This is a genomic window from Paraburkholderia sp. ZP32-5 (assembly GCF_021390495.1).
GTDB lineage: Bacteria > Pseudomonadota > Gammaproteobacteria > Burkholderiales > Burkholderiaceae > Paraburkholderia.
Genome location: NZ_JAJEJP010000001.1, coordinates 2,609,853 through 2,631,670 on the forward strand (window position 1 = coordinate 2,609,853; position 21,818 = coordinate 2,631,670).

Annotated in this window: 18 protein-coding genes; 6 read left to right on the plus strand and 12 right to left on the minus strand. The window is 65.4% G+C overall.

Annotated features, from left to right (window positions below; all coding sequences use genetic code 11):
* Positions 1-177: 177 nt before the first annotated feature.
* The 3 genes from L0U82_RS11070 to L0U82_RS11080 form a co-directional block, all read right to left on the minus strand.
* The gene (locus L0U82_RS11070; protein ID WP_233830839.1) at positions 178-1,008 is read right to left on the minus strand and encodes a 3',5'-nucleoside bisphosphate phosphatase; all 831 of its coding nucleotides are present in this window, start codon (positions 1,006-1,008) and stop codon (positions 178-180) included.
* Between the two features lie 155 nt (positions 1,009-1,163).
* Positions 1,164-2,048 (minus strand): alpha/beta fold hydrolase, encoded by an 885-nt coding sequence (locus L0U82_RS11075; protein WP_233830842.1) that lies wholly within the window; start codon positions 2,046-2,048, stop codon positions 1,164-1,166.
* 69 nt (positions 2,049-2,117) lie between these two features.
* Positions 2,118-3,032: a ferritin-like domain-containing protein gene (locus L0U82_RS11080; RefSeq protein ID WP_233830845.1), complete on the minus strand. Its 915-nt coding sequence runs from the start codon at positions 3,030-3,032 to the stop codon at positions 2,118-2,120.
* A 431-nt stretch (positions 3,033-3,463) separates the two neighbouring features.
* On the opposite strand from L0U82_RS11080, the gene L0U82_RS11085 reads away from it, so the two are divergent.
* The 3 genes from L0U82_RS11085 (at position 3,464) to L0U82_RS11095 (ending at position 5,642) form a co-directional block, all read left to right on the plus strand.
* On the plus strand, positions 3,464-3,988 hold the full coding sequence (locus L0U82_RS11085; RefSeq protein ID WP_233830847.1) for a gamma carbonic anhydrase family protein: 525 nt from the start codon (positions 3,464-3,466) through the stop codon (positions 3,986-3,988).
* A 64-nt stretch (positions 3,989-4,052) separates the two neighbouring features.
* Positions 4,053-5,003: an Hsp33 family molecular chaperone HslO gene (hslO, locus tag L0U82_RS11090; RefSeq protein WP_233830850.1), complete on the plus strand. Its 951-nt coding sequence runs from the start codon at positions 4,053-4,055 to the stop codon at positions 5,001-5,003.
* 252 nt (positions 5,004-5,255) lie between these two features.
* On the plus strand, positions 5,256-5,642 hold the full coding sequence (locus tag L0U82_RS11095) for a hypothetical protein (RefSeq protein WP_233830852.1): 387 nt from the start codon (positions 5,256-5,258) through the stop codon (positions 5,640-5,642).
* Positions 5,643-5,801: 159 nt separating this feature from the next.
* Here the strand turns inward: L0U82_RS11095 and ftsB are convergent, their stop codons facing one another.
* The 9 genes from ftsB to L0U82_RS11140 all read right to left on the minus strand — a co-directional run bounded on the left by ftsB (position 5,802) and on the right by L0U82_RS11140 (position 17,336).
* Complete coding sequence (gene ftsB / locus L0U82_RS11100) at positions 5,802-6,242, minus strand: cell division protein FtsB (RefSeq protein WP_233830853.1); 441 nt, start codon at positions 6,240-6,242, stop codon at positions 5,802-5,804.
* A gap of 110 nt (positions 6,243-6,352) precedes the next feature.
* On the minus strand, positions 6,353-7,636 hold the full coding sequence (gene eno, locus L0U82_RS11105; RefSeq protein WP_233830855.1) for a phosphopyruvate hydratase: 1,284 nt from the start codon (positions 7,634-7,636) through the stop codon (positions 6,353-6,355).
* Between the two features lie 175 nt (positions 7,637-7,811).
* Complete coding sequence (kdsA, locus tag L0U82_RS11110) at positions 7,812-8,666, minus strand: 3-deoxy-8-phosphooctulonate synthase (RefSeq protein WP_233830857.1); 855 nt, start codon at positions 8,664-8,666, stop codon at positions 7,812-7,814.
* Positions 8,663-10,324 carry a CTP synthase gene (locus tag L0U82_RS11115; protein ID WP_233830859.1) on the minus strand — a complete coding sequence of 554 codons (1,662 nt, stop codon included), beginning with the start codon at positions 10,322-10,324 and terminating at the stop codon, positions 8,663-8,665. Before L0U82_RS11115 ends, kdsA begins: the two co-directional genes overlap by 4 nt.
* A 303-nt stretch (positions 10,325-10,627) precedes the next feature.
* The gene (locus L0U82_RS11120) at positions 10,628-11,431 is read right to left on the minus strand and encodes an alpha/beta fold hydrolase (protein WP_233830860.1); all 804 of its coding nucleotides are present in this window, start codon (positions 11,429-11,431) and stop codon (positions 10,628-10,630) included.
* Positions 11,432-11,587: 156 nt separating this feature from the next.
* Positions 11,588-14,278, minus strand: a complete 2,691-nt coding sequence (locus L0U82_RS11125) for a ComEC/Rec2 family competence protein (RefSeq protein ID WP_233830862.1) — start codon at positions 14,276-14,278, stop codon at positions 11,588-11,590.
* Positions 14,279-14,388: 110 nt separating this feature from the next.
* Positions 14,389-15,177, minus strand: coding sequence for a TatD family hydrolase (locus L0U82_RS11130; protein WP_233830865.1), 789 nt, complete (start codon positions 15,175-15,177; stop codon positions 14,389-14,391).
* A gap of 157 nt (positions 15,178-15,334) precedes the next feature.
* A complete protein-coding gene (gene lolD, locus L0U82_RS11135) occupies positions 15,335-16,090 on the minus strand; it encodes a lipoprotein-releasing ABC transporter ATP-binding protein LolD (RefSeq protein ID WP_233830867.1) in 756 nt (251 codons plus the stop codon).
* The gene (locus L0U82_RS11140) at positions 16,083-17,336 is read right to left on the minus strand and encodes a lipoprotein-releasing ABC transporter permease subunit (protein ID WP_233830869.1); all 1,254 of its coding nucleotides are present in this window, start codon (positions 17,334-17,336) and stop codon (positions 16,083-16,085) included. Before L0U82_RS11140 ends, lolD begins: the two co-directional genes overlap by 8 nt.
* 366 nt (positions 17,337-17,702) lie before the next feature.
* Here L0U82_RS11140 and L0U82_RS11145 point away from each other — a divergent pair, with 366 nt between their 5' ends.
* The 3 genes from L0U82_RS11145 to prfB all read left to right on the plus strand — a co-directional run bounded on the left by L0U82_RS11145 (position 17,703) and on the right by prfB (position 21,802).
* Positions 17,703-18,836, plus strand: coding sequence for a regulator (locus L0U82_RS11145; protein ID WP_233830871.1), 1,134 nt, complete (start codon positions 17,703-17,705; stop codon positions 18,834-18,836).
* Positions 18,837-18,852: 16 nt separating this feature from the next.
* Positions 18,853-20,559 (plus strand): single-stranded-DNA-specific exonuclease RecJ, encoded by a 1,707-nt coding sequence (recJ, locus tag L0U82_RS11150; protein WP_233830873.1) that lies wholly within the window; start codon positions 18,853-18,855, stop codon positions 20,557-20,559.
* Between the two features lie 138 nt (positions 20,560-20,697).
* Positions 20,698-21,802, plus strand: a protein-coding gene (prfB, locus tag L0U82_RS11155; RefSeq protein ID WP_233830875.1) for a peptide chain release factor 2 whose coding sequence is annotated in 2 segments (ribosomal slippage) — positions 20,698-20,778 and positions 20,780-21,802 — 1,104 coding nt in all. Because the reading frame shifts where the segments join, the coding sequence is not laid out codon by codon here.
* The last annotated feature ends 16 nt before the right edge of the window (positions 21,803-21,818 follow it).

The window sequence follows — 21,818 nt, forward strand, 5'->3', positions numbered from 1 at the left end:
GCGTGTGAAGCGGGCTGGCACAGCGGACGAGCCGCGCCGCATGGACCGGGCGCAATGGCCAGTCGGCGCCGCAAGCATCGCCGGGAGCGAGGTGCAGTGCGGCGGCGGACGCGCTCACGCGCGCATCGCATCCGGCCGACCCGCGCGCTCGACGTGCCGTCATGGCACGGCGCGCGGTCACAGCCAGCGTTCCCAGACAGGCTTGAGATCGGCAGGCAGCGGCGGCAGCGCGCCGAGTTCGATGCGGCCTTCGCCGGGAGCGTGGAAATCGGAGCCGCGCGAGGCTTCGAAGCCGAAACGGCGCGCCACGTCGGCGTATTCGCGGTACTGGTCGGGCGTATGGCTGCCTGTCACGACTTCGATCGCCTTGCCGCCGAGATCGATGAATTCGCCGAAAAACGCGTCGAATTCGAGCGGCGAATAGGCATAGCGGCCCGGATGCGCGACGATCGCCTCGCCGCCCGCCGCCTGGATCCAGCCAAGTGCGTCGGCGAGTTTGGCCCAGCGGTGTGCGATATAGGCCGGCTTGCCATCGCCGAGATAGCGGTCGAAGACTTCCTGGGTGGTACCGCAGTGACCGCACTCGACCATGAAACGCGCGAAATGCGTACGCGACATCATGTCGGGATTCGATACGTACTTGAGCGCGCCTTCATACGCGTCCGGAATGCCGAGCGAGTCCAGTTGCTCGCCGATCGCCTCGGCGCGTGCGGCGCGGCCGTCGCGGGTGCGTGCGAGACCGTCGATGAGAATCTGGCTGGTCGGATCGATGCCAAGCCCGACGATGTGCACGGTGCGTGCCGCCCACGTGACTGAAATCTCGACGCCGCTCAGATATCTCATGCCGAGCGCCTCGGCGGTCGTGCGCGCCTCGTGCTGGCCGCCTACTTCGTCGTGATCGGTGAGCGCCCACAACGTCACGCCGTTCGCGTGCGCGCGGCGCGCAACGTCGGCCGGCGCGAACTGGCCGTCGGAAACGGTGGAGTGACAGTGGAGATCGGCGTTCATCGCGGCTTTCATCGTGGGCCTGAAAAGGTTCTTCAACCATTTTACTGCAACGCAGTAAGTGCCCGCAGAGCTATCTCGCAGTGCCGGCTGGCCGCTCCGCGCCACGCGAATTCAGGGACGGACGGCTGCCGCCCCACTACCGTTTCGGACCCGCGTCAGGCGCAGAAGCCGTCGATCAGCGCGGCGATCCGCTCCGGCTGGTCGTGATGCACCATGTGCCCCGCGCCATCGATGATCTCCTCGCGCCAGTCCGCAAACGCCTGAAAACGCGCCTTGAATTCGTCGAGCGGGATGTCGCCTGCAATCTGCGCGAGCGTCGGAGAACCGGCCGCCTCGACGTGCAGCACCTTCGCAGTCACCTTACGCCATGCGGCCATCACTTCGTCGAGCCGGTACAGCATCGGGCCGCGCACCTTGTGCGCGGGATCGGCGAGCAGCATCAAGCGCCCCTCCCCGTCCGGCTTCGACCAGTGCTGCGCAAGGAATTGCGCTCGCTGTGGATCGAGCCGCGGGTTGGTCTTGATCAGGCGCGCGGCGACGTCGTCGAGCGAACCGTAGCGTTTGAGCTGCGGCGGATCGCGCAACTCGTCGAGCCAGTTGAGCAGCCGTTTCGGCGACTGCGCCGGATGCGACGGCGCGAGCCCGAAACCCTCGAGATCGACGACGCGCCGCACGCGCTGCGGCCGCACGCCCGCATACAGGCACACGACGTTCGCGCCCATGCTGTGGCCGACGAGGTTGACTTCGCCGGTCGGCGCATAGTGATCGAGCAGCGCGTCGAGGTCGCCGAGATAGTCATGGATCCAGTAACTGCCGCCGCCGCGCCCGGCGACCGGCCAGTCGGACAGACCGAAACCGCGCATATCCGGCGCGATGACCTGCCAGCCGTCGCCGAGCGCATCGACGACGAACTGGAACGACGCCCCGACATCCATCCAGCCGTGCAGCATGAACAGCATCGGTGCGTCGGCACGCCCCCAACGCCGCACATGCAGACGGACGCCATGCGCGGCGATGAACTCAGAGCGGGAAATATTCATGAAACGGCACACCGATAAAAAGAATGATCGTTCGATTATAGAGATAGCGAGACGACTGGTGGTAACGGATCATCGAGCCGACGCTCGATCGTCGGCTTCAGGCGGGGTTGCTGGCTGTGCCTGTGCGTCGAGGCTGACGAGCGCGGCGAGTTCGGCGTCATCGAAGCCGGCTTCGCGACGCGCTTCGAAATTGAACGGACCGCGCAGCTTCGGCGCGTGGTACTCGTCGGCGAGACGCAGATAGGTCTCGTGAGGATCGAAGCCGCCCGCTTCGCACAGATGACGGAACCAGCGGTTACCGATCAGCACATGGCCGATTTCATCGCGCAGGATCACGTCGAGAATCGCCGCCGAGGCCTGATCGCCCGCCTGCAACAAGCGCGCGCGAATCGGCGGCGAGGCGTCGAGACCGCGAGCTTCGAGCGTGCGCGGCACCAGCGCCATGCGCGCGAGCACATCGCCGCGGGTGCGCTCGCACATGTCCCACAGGCCGCCATGCGCCGGGAAATCGCCGTATCCATGGCCGTATTCGGCAAGACGCGCGGCGAGCAGCGTGTAATGGTAGGCCTCTTCGGCGGCGACCTTCAGCCAGTCGGTATAGAACGCGGCGGGCATGCCGGCGAAGCGCCAGACGGCGTCGAGCGCGAGATTGATCGCGTTGAACTCGATATGGGCGAGCGCATGCAGCAGCACTGCGCGGCCTTGCGGCGACTGCATGCTGCGTCGCCCGAGCAGGCGCGGCTCGACCAGTTCGGGCCGCTCGGGACGGCCCGGCAGGTCGGCGGGCTCAGCGAGTTCGATGTCTGTCGACCAGACCGCGCGGCCTTCGAGCACATGCTGATACAGCGCGCGGGCCGAAGCCGCCTTCGTGGCCGGATTGCGTTCGCGCAATGCCGCGAGCGCGGCGCGGCGCGCGCAATAGGGTTCGTCGCGGGGAATCGATGCGGAGGAAGCGGAGGACACGGGCGATGCGGCAGACGTCATGACAAGCGGATTGGCAACGGGGGCGGCGGAAGCAACGATGAAGTGACGGCGGGAAGCGCTGCGGCGGGCGCTGCCGGGCGGCTCGGCTCGGCTCGGCTCGGCTCGGCTCGGCTCGGCTCGGCTCGGCTCGGCTCGGCTCGGCTCGGCTCGGCTCGGCAGCAGCGTACTGCCCATCAGCGGCGCGCGGCCCCATGCGGACATCGGCCTCATCACAGGAAATCGAACGGAATCAAAACGAAATCGCCGAGCGTCCTTACGCGGCCGCGCCGGTGACCGAAACATACAACCGTTTACAATACCCGATTCGACCATCCGGCGCGCCTTCGGACGTATCCATCACGCCAGCAGGACAGCGCGCACCGGCCCCACACCGCGTGAGTTCACCAACGCCACCACGCCGCGCCCATGGCGACCGATCAACAGGAGACATTGTGACGATTTACAAGCTGGGCGAAGCCGCCCCGATCATCCATGAAAGCGTGTTCGTCGCGGATTCGGCGAACATCATCGGCAACGTGACGCTCGCGGAAAACGCGAGCGTATGGTTCGGCGCGACGCTTCGGGGCGACAACGAACCGATCACGATCGGCGCCGGCAGCAACGTGCAGGAAAGCGCGGTACTGCACACCGACCCCGGCTTTCCGCTGACGGTCGAGTCGAACGTCACGATCGGTCATCAGGCGATGCTGCACGGCTGCACGATCAAGGAAGGCGCGCTGATCGGAATTCAGGCCGTGGTCTTGAATGGCGCGGTGATCGGCCGCAACTGTCTGGTCGGAGCGGGCGCCGTCGTCACCGAAGGCAAGGTATTTCCCGATAACACGTTGATTCTCGGCGCCCCCGCGAAAGCCGTACGCGAGCTGACGCAAGCCGATATCGCCAACATGCAGCGCGGCGCGGCAAGCTATGCCGGGCGTCGCGAGTATTTCAAGGCGCAGCTCGTACGCATCGGCTAGGCAGCCGTCGCGCGGGCGCGTAACGGCACGGCATCGCGCCGTGTCATTCCACCGAGGAAAAGTTGTGAGCGACCAGTTACAAAAATTCATGTTCAGCGCGGCGCCGGTGCGCGGCGAGATCGTTTCCCTGCGCAATACGTGGCAGGAGGTGTTGACGCGCCGCGATTATCCGGCGCCCGTGCGGACGATTCTGGGCGAAATGATGGCCGCCTGCGCGCTGCTGTCGGCGAACCTGAAGTTCGACGGCACGCTCGTCATGCAGATTTTCGGCGATGGCCCCGTCAAGATGCTGATCGTGCAGTGCAGCTCGAATCTGACGATGCGCGCGACCGCCAAGCTCTCCGGCGACGGCAGTCATATGCTCGACAGCGCAACGCCGCTAGTCGATCTGGTCAACGCGAGCGGCCATGGCCGTTGCGTGATCACGCTCGATCCGGCCAACAAGCAGCCCGGCCAGCAGCCGTATCAGAGCATCGTGCCGCTCTCGGGCATCGATGGGCCGCTGAACTCGATCGCCGAAGTGCTCGAGCACTACATGCATCACTCGGAGCAGCTCGACACGCGGATGTGGCTCGCGGCGAACACCGAGCGCGCGGTCGGCATGCTGCTGCAAAAGCTACCGGGCGACGGCGGCATCGTCCCGCATCCGGGCCAGCTCGACGCGGATACATGGGAGCGCGTGTGCACGCTCGGCAGCACGCTGTCGCAGGAAGAACTGCTGAAGGAAGAACCGGAGACGGTTTTCCGCCGGCTGTTCTGGCAGGAAAACGTGCTGCATTTCGAGCCGGTCGCAACACGCTTCGAATGCACGTGCTCGCGCGAAAAAGTCGGTGCGATGCTGAAAATGCTGGGCCGCGACGAAGTGGATAGCGTGATCGAGGAACGCGGCCACGTCGAGATTCATTGCGAGTTCTGCAATCAGCGCTACGAGTTCGATCCGGTCGACGTCGCGCAACTTTTCGTACTGGGCGGACTCTCACAAGGCGTGACGCCAGCGGCCGATCAACGGCATTGACGATGCGCCCCTCGCTCGGGCAACTCGTGCAAAGCAGGCTCGCCCGCCCTCTTCGCGACGCCTGATCGCTGTTCAGGCTGGCAGTCTCCACCGCGCCGCCCTTTGCCTCGTCACGGCTCGGGCGGCGCGGTGCGTTTTGAGCGAGCAGCGCGCGTTGATCGTGACCGGATTACTGTTGCAAAGGGCCATCGGAAATACGCGCGGCACGGGTTGATTCAGACTGTGAAGCATCGGACCACGGGAGAGTCGGACATGAAGCATCCCCTTTCGTTGCTACGCGATGTGCGCATGCTGGCCGTGCTAGCGATCGTCGCGGGCGGTTGCGCACTTATAGGCTGTTCGATCGATCCACCCGGCCCGTCGCCTATCCTGAGCCGTCTGCCGGCCGATGAAACTGAGGCCGTTGGCACCGGCCAACCGCTCACCCCTGAGGAACGCGCGCACTACGACGCAATCGATCGTCAGGTGATGTTCGAGCAGGATCAGTCGATGGCCGCGGAAGCCGCCGCCCAGGCGTGGTCGCGTTACTACTCACCGTCGCCGCCGGTAAGGTTTTCAGGCGGTTTTTCCACCGGTGGCTGGGGCCGCGGCTGGGGAACCGGCGTGGGTATCGGCTTTGGGCCGTATTGGGGCTGGTGACTTGACGGGACGGTTGGTCAAGACGCTGGTGAGTCAAGCCGGCTATCGGCGACGCCGCAAAGACCTTCAGATCTCAATAAAGAAAAAGCGCGATTCATCTGAATCGCGCTTTTTTTGCGTGCTTCGTTCGGGCCGGTGCATACAGCCAACACCATCCGCTCAGTGCGCCGCCTTCTTCTCTTTGTCTTTGGCAACCACCTTGCCGCCATGCTTGCGATCCGGCTTCGCGCGCGATTCCGGATTCGGCACCACATGCAGCGGTGCGGCCGATACCTCACCGCGCGTCGACGTATTCGCCGACGGCGCGCTCGGTGTGGGCAGCGGTTGATTCGGCGACACGAACTGCACGAACACCTCGCCGTCCTTGACCATACCCATCTCGTAGCGTGCCCGTTCCTCGACCGCCGCGGTGCCGTTCTGCAAATCCTGCACTTCGCCCTGAATGCGCTCGTTGCGCAACTTGGCGTCGGCATTCTTTTGCAGTTGCTGCGCGAGTTGCTGCTGCAACTCATGCACGCGCAGCCAGCCGCCATGCCCCCACCAGAGCGGGTACTGGATCAGCGCCAGCAGAACGATCAGGACAGCAGTGACAAGCCGCATGAAGTAAGCACAATAAATACGCGCCGCCCTGCGCTATACGCAGGGCGGCGGGGTCAATCAGAAACGGAAGATAACCGGCTCATCGATTGGCGTGAACAACTGGCTTCGGTTCAGCGCAGATTGTAGAACGCCGACTTACCCGGGTAGCTGGCGATGTCGCCGAGATCTTCCTCGATGCGCAGCAGCTGGTTGTATTTCGAGATGCGATCCGAACGCGACAGCGAGCCGGTCTTGATCTGCCCGGCGTTCAGGCCAACCGCGATATCGGCGATCGTCGAGTCTTCGGTTTCGCCCGAACGGTGCGAGATCACTGCCGTGTAGCCGGCGCGCTTGGCCATTTCGATCGCCGCGAAGGTTTCCGTCAGCGTGCCGATCTGGTTGATCTTGATCAGGATCGAGTTCGCGATGCCCTTCTCGATGCCTTCCTTCAGGATGCGCGTGTTGGTCACGAACAGATCGTCGCCAACCAGCTGAACCTTCTTGCCGAGCTTTTCGGTCAGGATCTTCCAGCCTTCCCAGTCGCCTTCATGCATGCCGTCTTCGATCGACACGATCGGGAACTTGTCGGCCAGGTTCGCGAGGTAGTCCGCGAATTCCGTCGACGACAGTTGCAGGCCTTCGCCCGCCAGTTGGTACTTGCCGTCGTGGTAGAACTCGCTCGCCGCGCAGTCGAGCGCGAGCAGCACGTCTTCGCCGGCGCGATAGCCTGCTTTTTCGATCGCCTGCAGGATCGTCGACAGGCATTCGTCGTTGCTGCCGAAGTTCGGCGCGAAGCCGCCTTCGTCACCGACCGCCGTGCTCATGCCGCGATCCGACAGGATCTTCTTCAGCGCGTGGAACACTTCGGCGCCGCAGCGCAGTGCTTCGCGGAAGGTCGGCTGGCTGACCGGCACGATCATGAATTCCTGGATGTCCAGGCTGTTGTTCGCGTGCGCGCCGCCGTTGACGATGTTCATCATCGGCACCGGCAGTTGCATCGCGCCCGAGCCGCCGAAGTAGCGGTACAGCGGCAGGCCGGCTTCTTCAGCGGCGGCCTTCGCGACGGCCATCGACACGGCCAGCATCGCGTTCGCGCCGAGGCGCGACTTGTTGTCGGTGCCGTCGAGTTCGAGCAGCGTCTTGTCGAGGAAGGCCTGCTCGGAAGCGTCGAGGCCCATGATCGCTTCGGAGATTTCAGTGTTGATGTGCTCGACGGCCTTCAGCACGCCCTTGCCGCCGTAACGGCCGGCTTCGCCGTCGCGCAGTTCGATCGCTTCGCGCGAGCCGGTCGATGCGCCCGACGGCACCGCCGCGCGGCCCATCGTGCCCGATTCCAGCAACACGTCGCATTCGACGGTGGGGTTGCCGCGCGAATCGAGAATCTCTCGACCGATGATGTCTACGATAGCACTCATGGTTTCCTCAAAGAAATGACGTTGAATTCTTTACTACGACACTGTATCGCGCTCTTTCCGGTTTCCCCGGTAGACAACCCACGCACCGATACGTTCGATAACCATCGAGCGCATTCGCCGCGCTCCGATTTTCGAGATAGCTCGTGAAAATCGCGGCGCGCGGCGAACGCCTGAATCAGTTGAAGTTACTTTCGAGAAACGGCCCGCGCTTGACGGCCTGATCGAGCGTCACCAACGTCTCGAGCAGATCGGCCATGCGATCGAGCGGCACCGCGTTGGGACCATCCGACTTGGCTTGCGCCGGATTCGGATGCGTTTCCATGAACACACCGGCGACGCCCACCGCCACCGCGGCGCGCGCGAGCACCGGCACGAATTCGCGCTGACCGCCCGAGCTCGTGCCCTGACCGCCCGGCAACTGCACCGAATGCGTCGCGTCGAACACGACCGGCGCGTTGGTCTCGCGCATGATCGCGAGCGAACGCATGTCCGACACGAGGTTGTTATAGCCGAACGACACGCCGCGCTCGCACGCCATGAAGCGGTCTTCCGACAAACCCGCTTCACGCGCGGCGTCGCGCGCCTTGTCGATCACGTTCTTCATGTCGTGCGGCGCGAGGAACTGACCTTTCTTGATATTGACCGGCTTACCCGAGCGCGCGCACGCGTGGATGAAGTCGGTCTGACGGCACAGGAACGCGGGCGTTTGCAACACGTCGACCACCGACGCCACCTGTTCGATCTCGTGTTCGGCGTGAACGTCGGTCAGCACCGGCAGACCGAGCTGGCGCTTCACTTCCGACAGGATGCGCAGACCTTCGTCCATACCCAGACCGCGGAACGACTTGCCGCTGCTGCGATTGGCCTTGTCGTACGACGATTTGTAGATGAACGGAATGTTCAGCTTCGCGCAAATTTCCTTCAGACGGCCGGCCGTGTCGATCGTCATCTGTTCGGATTCGACGACACAGGTACCGGCGATCAGGAAAAGCGGCTTGTCCAGACCGATTTCGAAATCGCCCAGTTTCATGCTTTCTCCTCGACCCTCGACTGCTGACGCGCGAGTGCCGCTTCGACGAACGACTTGAACAACGGATGACCATCACGCGGCGTGGACGTGAATTCCGGGTGGAACTGCACGCCGACGAACCACGGGTGCATGCTGCGCGGCAGTTCCATCATTTCCGGCAGATCTTCGCTCGGGGTACGGGCGCTAATGATGAGGCCACCGCCTTCGAGTTGGGGCACGAAACGGTTATTCACCTCATAACGGTGACGATGGCGCTCGTTGACGTCCTTGCCGTAGATCTCTTCGGCCATCGTGCCGGGCTTGATCGGGCAGCGCTGCGAGCCGAGGCGCATCGTGCCGCCTAGGTCGGACTCTTCGGTGCGCTTCTCGACGCGACCTTCGCGGTCGTACCACTCGGTGATCAGCGCGACCACGCGATTTTTGGTTTCCGGATCGAACTCGGTGCTGTTCGCATCCTTCAGGCCGACGACATCGCGGGCGAATTCGATGACCGCGAGCTGCATGCCGAGGCAGATGCCGAGGTACGGCACCTTCGCTTCGCGCGCATAGCGGATCGCGGCGATCTTGCCCTCGGTGCCGCGACGGCCGAAGCCACCCGGCACCAGCACCGCATCGAGATGCCGGAGGCTGTCGACGCCTTGCGTTTCGATTTCTTCGGAGTCGATGTATTCGATGTTCACGCGCGTCGACGTATGCATCGACGCATGGCGCAGCGCTTCGATCAGCGACTTGTACGACTCGGTCAGATCGACATACTTGCCGACCATGCCGATCGTCACTTCGTGCTTCGGATTCTGCAGCTTCTCGACGAGTTCGGCCCACATCGACAGGTCCGCCGGCTTCGGCGTGAGCTTCAGTTCTTCGCAGATGATCGCGTCGAGCCCCTGGTCGTGCAGCATCTGCGGAATCTTGTAGATGCTGTCCGCGTCCCACACGGAAATCACCGCGTCTTCGGGCACGTTCGAGAACAGCGAGATCTTCGCGCGCTCGTCGTCCGGAATGCGGCGATCGGCGCGGCACAGCAGCACGTGCGGCAAGATCCCGATTTCGCGCAGTTTCTGCACGCTGTGCTGGGTCGGCTTGGTCTTCAGTTCGCCGGCCGTGGCAACCCACGGCACGAGCGTAAGGTGCACGAAGCATGCGCTGTTGCGGCCGAGGCGCAGGCTCATCTGACGCGCGGCTTCGAGGAACGGCAGCGATTCGATGTCGCCCACCGTGCCACCCACTTCGACGATCGCGACATCCGGCTCGCCACAGGTCGCCGATGCGGCGCCGCGTTCGACGAATGCCTGGATTTCGTTCGTGATGTGCGGGATGACCTGCACCGTCTTGCCGAGATAATCGCCGCGGCGTTCCTTGCGGATCACCGATTCGTAAATCTGGCCTGTGGTGAAGTTGTTGGCCTTGCGCATCTTCGTGCTGATGAAGCGCTCGTAGTGGCCGAGATCGAGGTCGGTTTCCGCTCCGTCTTCCGTTACGAACACTTCGCCGTGCTGAAACGGGCTCATCGTGCCGGGGTCGACGTTGATGTAGGGATCGAGCTTGAGGAGGGTGACTTTGAGACCGCGCGATTCGAGGATCGCGGCGAGGGAAGCGGCGGCAATACCCTTGCCGAGGGAAGATACTACGCCGCCGGTGACGAAAACATATTTGGTCATCGCTGGATGCTCGCGGGAAAAACGGATTATACCGTAAAGGATGGTCCCGACCCAGCAAAAAACGACCGGCCCGGCGCGCCTTTTCGCGGAACCCGGCCCGGCGTTGCGATGCGAGAAAGCCAAATCTGAGCAACCGTCGGGGGGGCAGGCGCGGCGATCCGGAAACGATAAGACCGCGCGAATGACCAGCTACAAACCAGGTGCAAACCGGCTACAAACTGGACACAGATCAGACATGGATCGGGCACGAGCGGCAAGGCCACGAAGACAACAACGGCAGTGAACACAACAGCATGGAAACCGTCAGCTACCCCGCTCCAGTTCCCGCAGCATCCGTTGCACCGCGCGAGCGGTTTCGAGCGGTTTTTCCATCGGATAAAGATGACTGCCTTCGATCCACTCGACATGACCGCCGGTCGCGCGGCGCGTCGCGGAGAGACCCGCCTGGCGGATTTCCTTCGAGTGCGTGCCGGCGATAAAACCGACCGGTACCGGCGCACCGTGCGCGAGCCGCGCGCCGAGCGTGTGCGGCAGCGTCCGGTAGATCTGGTATTCGGTGCGGCGGTCGAACGCGAGCGCGCGGGCACCGTCGGGCGAGGTCTGCGGGATGCCGAAGTCGATGTAGTCGGACAGCATGCGTTCGTCCCAGCGCGCGAACGCGGGCTTCGCGTGAAAGTGCCGCCACGCTTCGTCGCGGCTTGCCCAGTGGGTGCGCCGGGTGCGGGTCGCGGCCGCCGGCGACAGCCGCTCGTCGAGCCCGGTCCATTGCGACACGCGCAGCATGCTGCTGCGCCAGCCGGCGATCACTGGCGAGTCGAGCATCACGACGCCTCTGACCCACTGCGGCCTTTTCAGCGCCGCCATCAACGACAGATAGCCGCCTAGCGAATGGCCGACGAGCCACACCGGCTGCTCGTACGTGCGGCCGATATCATCGAGCAGTTGTTCGACGAGGTGCGGCCAGTCCTGCGTAACCGGAAAGCGTGTGTCGTGGCCGATCCGTTCGATATAGCGCATGTCGTAATCGTCGGAGAGTTCGGCGAAGATGGTCCGGTACGTCGACGCCGGAAAGCCGTTCGCATGCGAGAAATGAATGATGTTTTTCAAGTGCGGCTATCTCCGTTCTGTTTTTTTGCGGGCACTGCTAACGCGTGAGTTGGCATGCCTTTGCGCTTGCGTCTCGCGGCTGTCGCGGCATGTGTGTTTGCCCGCGTTCGCGGCCATGCTCGCCCGTTCTTTCACGCACATCGAACCGTCGCTCGATCAGCGATCCATCCAGTAGCGGCGCTGCGTATCCCGATAGCGTTCGAGCATGAGTGCCGCACCCGGCGCACCGGGGTCGATGTCCACACGCACCGCGCCGTCCCGGTCGCTGCGCGCAAGCTCGATATGGCGTGCGACGTAGCGTTCGAACACACCGGCATTCGGATGATGAAAGCGATTTTGGTAGCCTACCTGAAATAACGCGACGGACGGATCGATAGAGTCGAGGAACGGCTCGGTCGACGAAGTCCTGCTGCCATGGTGAGGCACCACCAGCACCTGCGCGCGCAATGCACGGCGATCGCGCCCAAGCAGCACCCGCTCGACCGGCGCCTCGATATCGGCGCTCAGCAACGCCGCGATGCGCGGCACGCCAGCGACTGCATCCGCCTCGACTTCGCCATCGCCATCGACGCGCGCCACCTGCCCGCCCACCGCGCCAGCCACCGTTGCGAGACGAAGCACGCAGCAATGCTCGTTCGGCTTGCCCTGCAGCGGCCCCGCATCCGGCCACAGCATCGTGAACTCGACACCGTCCCATTGCCAATGCTGCCCCGCCGCGCAAGGCAACGTATCGACACCTTGCTGCCGCGCCTGCGTCCACAGCGCGTGGTCGGGCGCCAGCGCGGCGACGAGCTGGTGCACATCGATCGCATCGAGTACGGCGGGCGCGCCGCCGGAATGGTCGGAATCGGCGTGGCTAATGATCAGCGTATCGAGCGCCGTCACACCCTGGGACTGCAGGAACGGTACAACCACGCGCTCGCCCGCGTGGGTAGACTCCGGCCCCGGGCCCGCGTCGAACAGCAACGCGTGATGCGCGGTTTGCACGAGTACCGACGTGCCCTGCCCGACGTCGAGCGCCGTCAGCCGGAACGCACCCGCTGGCGCCGACAGTGCCCCGTCAGCGCCCGGTATCAGCAACGGCAGCCACGTCAGCGGCGCGGCCCAGCGCAGCGGCCAGCCGCGCGGCGCGAGACACCAGAGCGCGCCGACCGCCGCCGTGGCCAGCGTCCACGCGTTCGGCTGCGGCAGCCACCAGAGCGTCCAGTGCGGTCCACACAGTTCGGTCAGCCGTTGCAAGCCGGACGCGAGCAGCTCGACGAGCGCGTGCGAAGCCCACCACGCGGGCGCGTCGAGCGGCGCGGGCAATATCACGCCCGCGAGCACCGCCGGCGTGACCAGCACGCTGACCCATGGAATCGCGAACGCGTTCGCGAGCGGGCCGATCAGCGGTATCTGCGCGAACCAGTAGACGGTCAGCGGCGCGAGCGCAACCGTCACCGCGAACTGCACATGCGCGGCGCCGCGCAACCGTTCGGCGAACGCATGAAGACGCTGGACCGCACGCCGGCCCACCCGCGCGCGCAACGCCTGAAAGCGGGTTCGTGCGTCATCACGCTGATCGCCGTGCTCGTCCTCGTCGGCGTGATACGGCTGGCGCTCGCGCAGCCTTGGCCGCCCCGACATCGCGAACAGAATCGCGCCGACCGCGCTGAACGACAGCCAGAATCCCGCCGAGACCACCGCCCACGGATCGATCAGCAGCACGAGCCCGAGCGCCCATGCGAGGATCGTCGAGCGCGCGAGCTGGCGGCCGCTGACGAACGCGAGCGCAACAACGAGCGCCATCCACAGCGCGCGCTGCGCCGGCACGTTGAAGCCGGCGAGTGCCGCATGGAGTGCGGCGAACAGCGCGCCGGCCGCCACGCCGACGAGTTGCGCGGGCAGCCGTAGCGGCCAGTCGCGGCCGAGCCAACCCGAGCGCCGCCACACAGCCGCCGCCAGCCAGCCGGCGAGCCCGGCGACGAAGCCGATATGCAATCCGGAAATCGCCACCAGATGACTCGTGCCGGTGCGACGCATCAGTTGCCAGTCGGCGGGGCTCACTCCGTCCTGCGCGCCGATCGCGAGCGCAACGATGATCCCGCGATGCGGAGAATCAGCGAGCGCCGCGTCGATCCGCGCGCGCAACGCGGCGCGCCAGCGATCGATCAGCACCGACACGCCGCGCGCATGACCACCGAGCCGCACAGCGTGCTCCGGCGCGCTCACATAGCCGGTCGCGCGGACATTGCGCGCGAGCAGACTCGCCTCGGCATCGCGCACGCCGAAGTTCGCATTGCCGTGCGGCCGCCTGAGCCGCACGCCCAAACGCCAGCGCTCGCCGGGTTCGAGAGTCGGCACAGGGGTGTCGTCACGGGCGATCCACGACAACTGGATCACGCGCGGAAACGTGGCAAGTCGAGCCTCATTCGCGTCGACGTCGAACAGAAAGCGCGCGCCCTGCTCGTTTAGCGACGGCAAGCCCCTGATGCTGCCGACGACCTCGATATCGCGCCCTTCCCACGCGTGCGGCAGGCTCACCGCGAGTCGCGTCTGCGCGCGCAGGGCCGCATAGCCGAAGCCGATGCAGATCGCCGCGCACCATAGCGCGCCCCAGCCGGCAATACGACGCGCACGCACACCGCATCCGATCCGACCGAGATAGCGCGCAAGCAGACCGGTGGGCTCCCTTTGCCTGCCCTCGCTCGCGCGCGGCGCGGCAGCGCTGTACAGTCCCCACACCGCGGCGCCCAGAGCCACGCCCACGATCACCGCGAGCGCCCACCAGCCGCCCGCTTGTGGCAGAGCCGCCTGCCGCTGCAGCCAGATCACACCCAGCGCAAAACCACACCACGTTGCCCGCATTCGCCCTCCGAAGAGCGCGCGCCCAATGCTGTCACACGCCGGCGAACAGGCAGCAGCGGGCCCGCCGGGCGTGGGTGTCGCCCGGCGCACACCAAAACCAACTGGATCGATTATGCAGACAAAAGCGCGAGTCGCGGCAGCGCGGCGAGCGCATTAGCCGTTGTGCCTAGGGCGGCTGCGTCGGAAGTGACACCGCGCAGTTGCGCGAGGCTCGCGCCGATCGCGGGGATCTGCTCGGGAGAATTGCGCTGCTTGTACATCCATGATGGCGCGATGTCCGGTGCGTCGGTTTCGACGACCAGCGCATCGAATGGAAGCTGCTCGGCCAGCCGCCGGATCTGCCGCGCGCGCTCGAACGTCAGATTGCCGCCGAAGCCGAGATGCAAGCCCTGATCGAGATATGCCTGGGCCTGCTGGAAGCTGCCGTTGAACGCATGCGCGATGCCGCGATGAATCTGATGCCGCCGCAGTCCCTTGATCACCTGGTCCTGCGATTTGCGCACGTGGCAGATCACCGGCAGATCGAATTCGCGCGCGAGCTGCAACTGGCCGTTGTAGAAGAATTGCTGGCGCGCGTCGTCGAGACCCTCGACGAAATAGTCGAGCCCGATCTCGCCGATGCCGACGAAACGCGGATCGTCGAGACTGGCCTCGATCTCCATGCGCAGCAGTTCGAGATCGCCGTCGTCGGCGCCGGGCGTGAACAGCGGATGAATGCCGAGCGCATACGCACCGCCGTCGACACGATGCGCAAGCTCACGTACCGCCGCGAAGTTCTGCCGACCGATCGCCGGAATCACAATGCGCGACACACCGGCACGGCGCGCGGCTGTCGCAACCGTGTCGCGGTCGGCATCGAACTCCGAAGCGTCGAGGTGGCAATGCGTATCGATCCACATGGGCTGTCTCGCTAGCGGCGGCGGCAGGCCAGGACTCGCCATACCGCAGTGCCATGGTTCGCCGTGGTCCATGGCGAACCACCGTAGTCAATGCCGGGCCGCAACGGCCATGCCCGCGGGAACTGGGCGCTCTCCGTCAGTCCCTTAGGCCACCGCGTCAGACCGGAACCGGCGGCTCTTCGTGCAGCACGCCGTCGCGCAGCCGCATGATGCGGTCGCACCGTCCAGCCAGTTCGGGATCGTGCGTGACGATCACGAAGCTCGTTTCGAGCGTGCGCGACAGTTCGAGCATCAGGTTGAACACGGTGTCGGCGGTGCCGCCGTCGAGGTTGCCGGTCGGCTCGTCGGCGAGCACGCAGGCCGGTTTCGTGACCAGCGCGCGCGCGATCGCGACACGCTGACGCTCGCCGCCCGACAGTTCGCCCGGCCGATGCTTCGCGCGATGCCCCATGCCGACGCGCTCCAATACCGCGAGCGCTTCGCGGCGCGCGACTTCGGGCGTCTCGCGGCGAATCCGCAGCGGCATCGCGACGTTGTCGAGCGCGGAAAACTCTGGCAGCAGATGATGGAACTGATAGACGAAACCGAGCGCGCGATTGCGCAGATCGTTGCGCTCGCGCTCGGACAGTTGCGTGAACGGCTTGCCGAGCACCGACACCTGGCCCGCGCTCGGATCGTCGAGACCGCCGAGCACGTGCAGCAGCGTGCTCTTGCCCGAACCCGACGCGCCGACGATCGCGAGCTTCTCGCCGCGCCGCACATTTAGTTGCGCGTCGTTGAGCACCTGCACATTCAGCCCGCCCTGCACGAACGATTTGGAAATGCCGGTTGCTTCCAGCACGTAGGGATACGACGCGGGGTCCTGAGCGGTCATGGATGAATCAGTGGAGAGATTGGCGAGGCGGTCATTCATAGCGCAGCGCCTCCGCGGGGCGGACTTTCGCGCCGCGCCAGCTCGGGTAGAGCGTCGCGAGCGCCGACAGCGCGAAAGCGATCACGCCGATGCGCACGACGTCGGACGTCACCAGCTCGGACGGCAGCTCGCTGATGAAGTACACCGACGGCGGCAGAAACTGTACGCCGAACAGATGCTCGATCATCGGCACGAGCCATGGAATGCTCCATGCGATCAGGCAACCGAGCGCAACGCCGATCGCGGTGCCGATAAAGCCGATCGTCACGCCCTGCACGACGAAGATCTTCATGATCGAGCCGGGCTGCGCGCCGAGCGTGCGCAGGATCGCGATGTCGGCCTGCTTGTTGGTGACGGTCATCACCAGCGACGACACCAGATTGAACGCCGCGACCGCGATGATCAGCGTGAGGATGATGAACATCATGCGCTTTTCGATCTGCACCGCCGAGAACCAGGTCTTGTTCTGCTGGGTCCAGTCGCGAATGTAGAGATCGCCCGACAGCGTGTGCGAGAGCTGGCGCGCGACCTCGGGCGCGCGCTGCATGTCGGTCAGGCGCAGCCGCACGCCGGTCGGCGCGGGCAGCCGGAACAGCGCCTGCGCGTCCTTGATGTTGATCAGCGCGAGCGTGCTGTCGTATTCGTAGTGCCCCGATTCGAAGATGCCGACCACCGTGAACTGCTTCAGGCGCGGCAGCATGCCGGCCGGCGTGATCGTGCCTTCGGGCGCGACCAGCGTGATCTTGTCGTTCAGCTGCACGCCGAGACTGGCCGCGAGGTCCGCGCCGAGCACGATGCCGAAGTCGCCGGGCGTCAGGTTATCCAGCTTGCCGCCTTTCATTTCCTTACCGATGTCGGAAACTTCCGGTTCGAGCGACGGCTCGATACCGCGCAGTGCGACACCGCTCACCGCGTCCTGGCGCGTGAGCAGCGCCTGCGCTTCGACGTACGGCGCCGCCCCGATCACTTCCTTGTTCTGGCGCGCCTCCTTGGCGGTCAGTTGCCAGTCGGGCATCGAGCCGGTCGGCGAGAAGATTTCGACGTGCGCTAGCACCGACAGCATGCGGTCGCGCACCTCTTTCTGGAAACCGTTCATCACCGACAGCACGACGATCAGCGCCGCCACGCCCAGCGCGATGCCCGACATCGACACCAGCGCGATGAACGAAATGAAGCCGTTACCGGTCGTGCGTTTGCCGGCGCGCGTGTAGCGCCAGCCAATCTGCCATTCGTAGGGAAATTTCAAGCGAATCCTTGTCTGCGTTCTTCGGCGATGTGTTGCGCGCGGCGGGCGCCTCGCGTCTTGCGTCCGCCAGGCGGCCCGCGCATCGTGATCGTTGGGCTCGCGGCGGCGCGGATCGTTCCGCGCGCGGATCGGATGCCGCTGCGGTGCCGCACGCCGCCGGCCACGCCGGCACCGCGCATGGCTGCAATGCGCGCACTTCAAGCTACCGCCTGCCGCGCCGATCAAGCGCGAAGTTTGCCACACAATTCCGCCGCTTCGCGCAACGGCCGCGCCCGGTCAGGTTATCGCAAGGAGACCGCCGCGCCCTGGCGCTAGCCTCGCTACCCGTGACGTTACCGGTCGAGTCCACGCACTCTTTGCCCTACAATGCGCAGCATCATGCCTGTCGCCCGCCTCCATCTTCTGCTGCCCTTCGCGCTGCCCGCCGCGGCCGACGCTTCCACCGCCCTTCACGATATCCGCAGTCCCGCCCTCGATCGGCTGATCGCGCGCGCGACGCTGGTCGAACGCGTGATCGGCGAGGATTTCCAGCGCACGCTGCCGCATGAACGCTGGGTCGCGCGGCAGTTCGGCGCGCTGTCCAGTGCGCGTAATCCGCAAGCCGATAGTGCGGCCGCCACCGACGAAGCCCCGCTCGCGCCGTACATGCTGCGCGCCGACGGCGGCGAGCCCGGCAACGCGACATGGGCCTGCGTGCAACCGGTCCACGTGCGTATCGCGCATGACCATCTGGTGCTGATCGACCCGGCGTCGCTCGAACTGTCCGACGAGGAAGCCGGCAGGTTGCTGGCTGCCGCGCGGCCGCTGATCGAGGAACTCGGCGTGCGCATCGAGGCGCCGAAGCCGATCCGCTGGTATCTGTCGAGCGATGACTTCGGCACGCTCGCGGGCGCGTCGCCGCTGCGCGCGAGCGGCCGCAATATCGAAATCTGGCTGCCGCACGAAGCGCATTCGGGCGAGCGTTCGCGCGCGTGGATGAAGCTGCAGAACGAAGTACAGATGGCGTGGTTCGAGCATCCGGTGAACGAAGCGCGCGAGGCGCGCGGGCTGCCGGCCGTCAACTCGATCTGGTTGCACGCGCAGGGTGTCGCGCAGACGGTGCGCAGTCCATTTGCGCGCGTGCTGTCCGAGGCCGCCGCGACCCGTGGTCTTGCGATCAGCGCGGGCGCGACGACCGGTGCGCCGCCCGCTTCGTTCGCCGAACTGGCGGCGCAACGCGGGACGATGAGCGGCAACGGCAGCGACGGCGTCACGCTCGTCGAACTTGATCCGTTCTCCGCGCCCTATATCGAGCAGGACTGGGCGCGCTGGAACAGCGCGTTCGCGGCGTTGCAAACCGACTGGTTCGAACCCGCGCTCGCGGCGTTGCAATCCGGCGAACTCGCGGAGCTGGGCCTGACGCTGTGCGGCGACACCGGCTCGGTGACGCTTAACGTCACGCGCGGCGATCTGCGCAAATTCTGGCGGCGGCGCGTGCTGGCCTCGCTTTTCATCGAATGATCCACGGCCTTCCTGCATGACCCGAATCGTTACGCGCCCCTGCTCTCCCGTCGATGCCGAAGTGCTCACCCGTCACGGCCTGCACCCGGTGCTCGCGCGCCTGTACGCGTCACGTGGCGTGTGCATGCCCGATGAAATCGAAACCGGCCTCGCGCGGCTCACGCCGCCGGCCGAACTGAAGGGCTGCGACGCCGCCGCGATCCTGCTGGCCGACGCGATCCAGCAGCAGCGGCGCATGCTGGTCGTCGCCGACTACGACTGCGATGGCGCGACTGCCTGCGCGGTCGCGGTGCGCGGGCTGCGCATGTTCGGCGGGCGCATCGATTATCTGGTGCCGAACCGGATGGAGCATGGCTACGGGCTCACGCCGGACATCGTCGCGCTCGCGGCGGCCAGCGCGTCGGGCAAGCCCGATCTGCTGATCACGGTCGACAACGGCATCGCGAGCGTCGACGGTGTCGAAGCGGCCAACGCGCTCGGCATCGACGTGCTCGTGACCGATCACCATCTGCCCGGCGATGAACTGCCGCCCGCGCGCGCGATCGTCAATCCGAACCAGCCGGGCTGTACGTTCCCGAGCAAGTGCATCGCCGGCGTCGGCGTGATGTTCTACGTGCTGCTCGCGCTGCGCGCCGAATTGCGCCGCCGCGAAGCGTTTGGCGACGCGCTGCCCGAGCCGCGCCTCGACGGCCTGCTCGACCTGGTCGCGCTGGGTACCGTCGCCGACGTCGTCAAGCTCGACGGCAACAATCGCGTGCTGGTCGCGCAAGGCCTGCAACGCATCCGCAAAGGCCGCATGCAGCCCGGCATCGCAGCCCTCTTTCGCGCCGCCGCGCGCGATGCGCGCAACGCGTCCGGCTTCGACCTCGGCTTCGCGCTGGGGCCGCGGCTGAACGCGGCGGGACGGCTGTCGGACATGTCGCTTGGCATCGAGTGCCTGACGACCGACGACGTCGGCCGCGCGTGGGACCTCGCGCAGCAGCTCGACACGATGAACCGCGAGCGGCGCGAAATCGAAGCCGGCATGCAGCAGCAGGCACTCGATGACCTGTCGGCGATCGACCCTGACGGTTCGACCACGATCACGCTGTTCAATCCGGGCTGGCATCAGGGCGTGATCGGCATCGTCGCGGGGCGGCTCAAAGAGAAATTTCACCGGCCGTCGTTCACGTTCGCGCCGGCCGACGACAGCGGCGTGCTCGTCAAGGGCTCGGGCCGCTCGATTGCGGGCTTTCATCTGCGCGACGCGCTCGATCTGATCTCGAAACGCGAGCCGGATCTGCTCATCAAGTTCGGCGGCCACGCGATGGCCGCGGGTCTGACGATCGCCGCCGCCGACGTCGCTCGTTTCACGGCCGCATTCGAGGCGGTCGGCCGCGAATGGCTGTCTGAAGAGGCGCTCGCGCGCACGGTCGAGACCGACGGCGAACTCGAGGATGCGTACTTCACGCCGCAATTCGTCGAGATGCTCGATGCGGCGGTGTGGGGCCAGGGCTTTCCGGCGCCGGTGTTTTCGGGCGAATTCGAGGTCGCGTCGCAGGCACTGGTGAAGGACAAGCACCTGAAACTGCAACTGCTGCGCGGCCGTCAGCGGTTCAGCGCGATCTGGTTCAACCACACCGACACGCTGCCCGCGCGCACGACCGTTGCATACCGGCTCGCGAGCGATACGTGGAACGGGGTGTCGCGGGTGCAGCTGATCGTCGAGCATGCAGTGAGCTGAGGGACGGCCCCGCGCCGCCAAGACCTCGAAAATCCCCGCAAAATCAACCCCAAACGCGCGCCGGATCGTCCGCGAGACCCCGGCGCCGCATGTCGATCGGCTATAATTTCTGCTTTTTACGCAGAATAGAAGATCGACATGGAAGCGGAACGTCTCAACGCGATCGAAGCCTCTCTGGCGGACCTGCGCACGCGCGCGGCCGACCTACGGGGGTATCTTTGACTACGACGACAAAGCACTGCGTCTAATCGAAGTCAACCGGGAACTCGAAGACCCGGACGTCTGGAACGACTCGAAACACGCCCAGGCACTGGGCAAAGAAAAGAAACTGCTCGACGACACGGTCGGCAAGCTCACGTCGATCGGTAACGACGTGCGCGACGCACAGGACCTGTTCGACATGGCCCGCGAAGAAGGCGACGACGAAACGCTCGCCGCCTGCGAAGCCGACGCGCAAGCGATCGAAGCGCGCGTCGCCGACATGGAATTCCGCCGGATGTTCGCGAACCCGGCCGACCCCAACAACGCGTTTCTCGACATTCAGGCCGGCGCCGGCGGCACCGAGGCATGCGACTGGGCGTCGATGCTGCTGCGCCAGTATCTGCGCTACTGCGAGCGCAAGGGCTTCAAGACCGAAGTGCTCGAACAGACCGACGGCGACGTCGCCGGCATCAAGAACGCGACGATCAAGATCGAAGGCGAATACGCATACGGCTTCCTGCGTACCGAAACCGGCGTGCATCGGCTCGTGCGCAAGTCGCCGTTCGATTCGTCGGGCGGGCGTCACACGTCGTTCTCGTCGGTGTTCGTGTATCCGGAAATCGACGATTCGATCGAAGTCGACATCAACCCGGCCGATCTGCGTATCGATACGTACCGCGCGTCGGGCGCGGGCGGTCAGCACATCAACAAGACCGACTCCGCGGTGCGGATTACGCACATGCCGTCGGGTATCGTCGTGCAGTGCCAGAACGACCGCTCGCAGCACCGCAACCGCGCCGAAGCGATGGCCATGCTGAAATCGCGCCTGTACGAAGCGGAAATCCGCAAGCGGCAGGCCGAGCAGGACAAGCTCGAAGCCGGCAAGACCGATGTGGGCTGGGGTCACCAGATCCGCTCGTACGTGCTGGACAACAGCCGCATCAAGGATCTGCGCACCAACGTCGAAATCAGCAACACGAAGAGCGTGCTCGACGGCGATCTCGATCCGTTTATCAGCGCGAGCCTGAAACAGGGCGTCTAAGCGCCAGCGGCGCGGC

What these genes read in the sequence shown, in the direction of transcription:
- eno (WP_233830855.1), bottom strand. Translation starts at nt 7,636, where the DNA reads ATGAGTGCTATCGTAGACATCATCGGTCGAGAGATTCTCGATTCGCGC.
- L0U82_RS11075 (WP_233830842.1), bottom strand. Translation starts at nt 2,048, where the DNA reads ATGAATATTTCCCGCTCTGAGTTCATCGCCGCGCATGGCGTCCGTCTG.
- lolD (WP_233830867.1), bottom strand. Translation starts at nt 16,090, where the DNA reads ATGAATGACCGCCTCGCCAATCTCTCCACTGATTCATCCATGACCGCT.
- recJ (WP_233830873.1), top strand. Translation starts at nt 18,853, where the DNA reads ATGACCCGAATCGTTACGCGCCCCTGCTCTCCCGTCGATGCCGAAGTG.
- L0U82_RS11080 (WP_233830845.1), bottom strand. Translation starts at nt 3,032, where the DNA reads ATGACGTCTGCCGCATCGCCCGTGTCCTCCGCTTCCTCCGCATCGATT.
- L0U82_RS11125 (WP_233830862.1), bottom strand. Translation starts at nt 14,278, where the DNA reads ATGCGGGCAACGTGGTGTGGTTTTGCGCTGGGTGTGATCTGGCTGCAG.
- ftsB (WP_233830853.1), bottom strand. Translation starts at nt 6,242, where the DNA reads ATGCGGCTTGTCACTGCTGTCCTGATCGTTCTGCTGGCGCTGATCCAG.
- kdsA (WP_233830857.1), bottom strand. Translation starts at nt 8,666, where the DNA reads ATGAAACTGGGCGATTTCGAAATCGGTCTGGACAAGCCGCTTTTCCTG.
- L0U82_RS11115 (WP_233830859.1), bottom strand. Translation starts at nt 10,324, where the DNA reads ATGACCAAATATGTTTTCGTCACCGGCGGCGTAGTATCTTCCCTCGGC.
- L0U82_RS11095 (WP_233830852.1), top strand. Translation starts at nt 5,256, where the DNA reads ATGAAGCATCCCCTTTCGTTGCTACGCGATGTGCGCATGCTGGCCGTG.
- L0U82_RS11130 (WP_233830865.1), bottom strand. Translation starts at nt 15,177, where the DNA reads ATGTGGATCGATACGCATTGCCACCTCGACGCTTCGGAGTTCGATGCC.
- L0U82_RS11070 (WP_233830839.1), bottom strand. Translation starts at nt 1,008, where the DNA reads ATGAACGCCGATCTCCACTGTCACTCCACCGTTTCCGACGGCCAGTTC.
- L0U82_RS11145 (WP_233830871.1), top strand. Translation starts at nt 17,703, where the DNA reads ATGCGCAGCATCATGCCTGTCGCCCGCCTCCATCTTCTGCTGCCCTTC.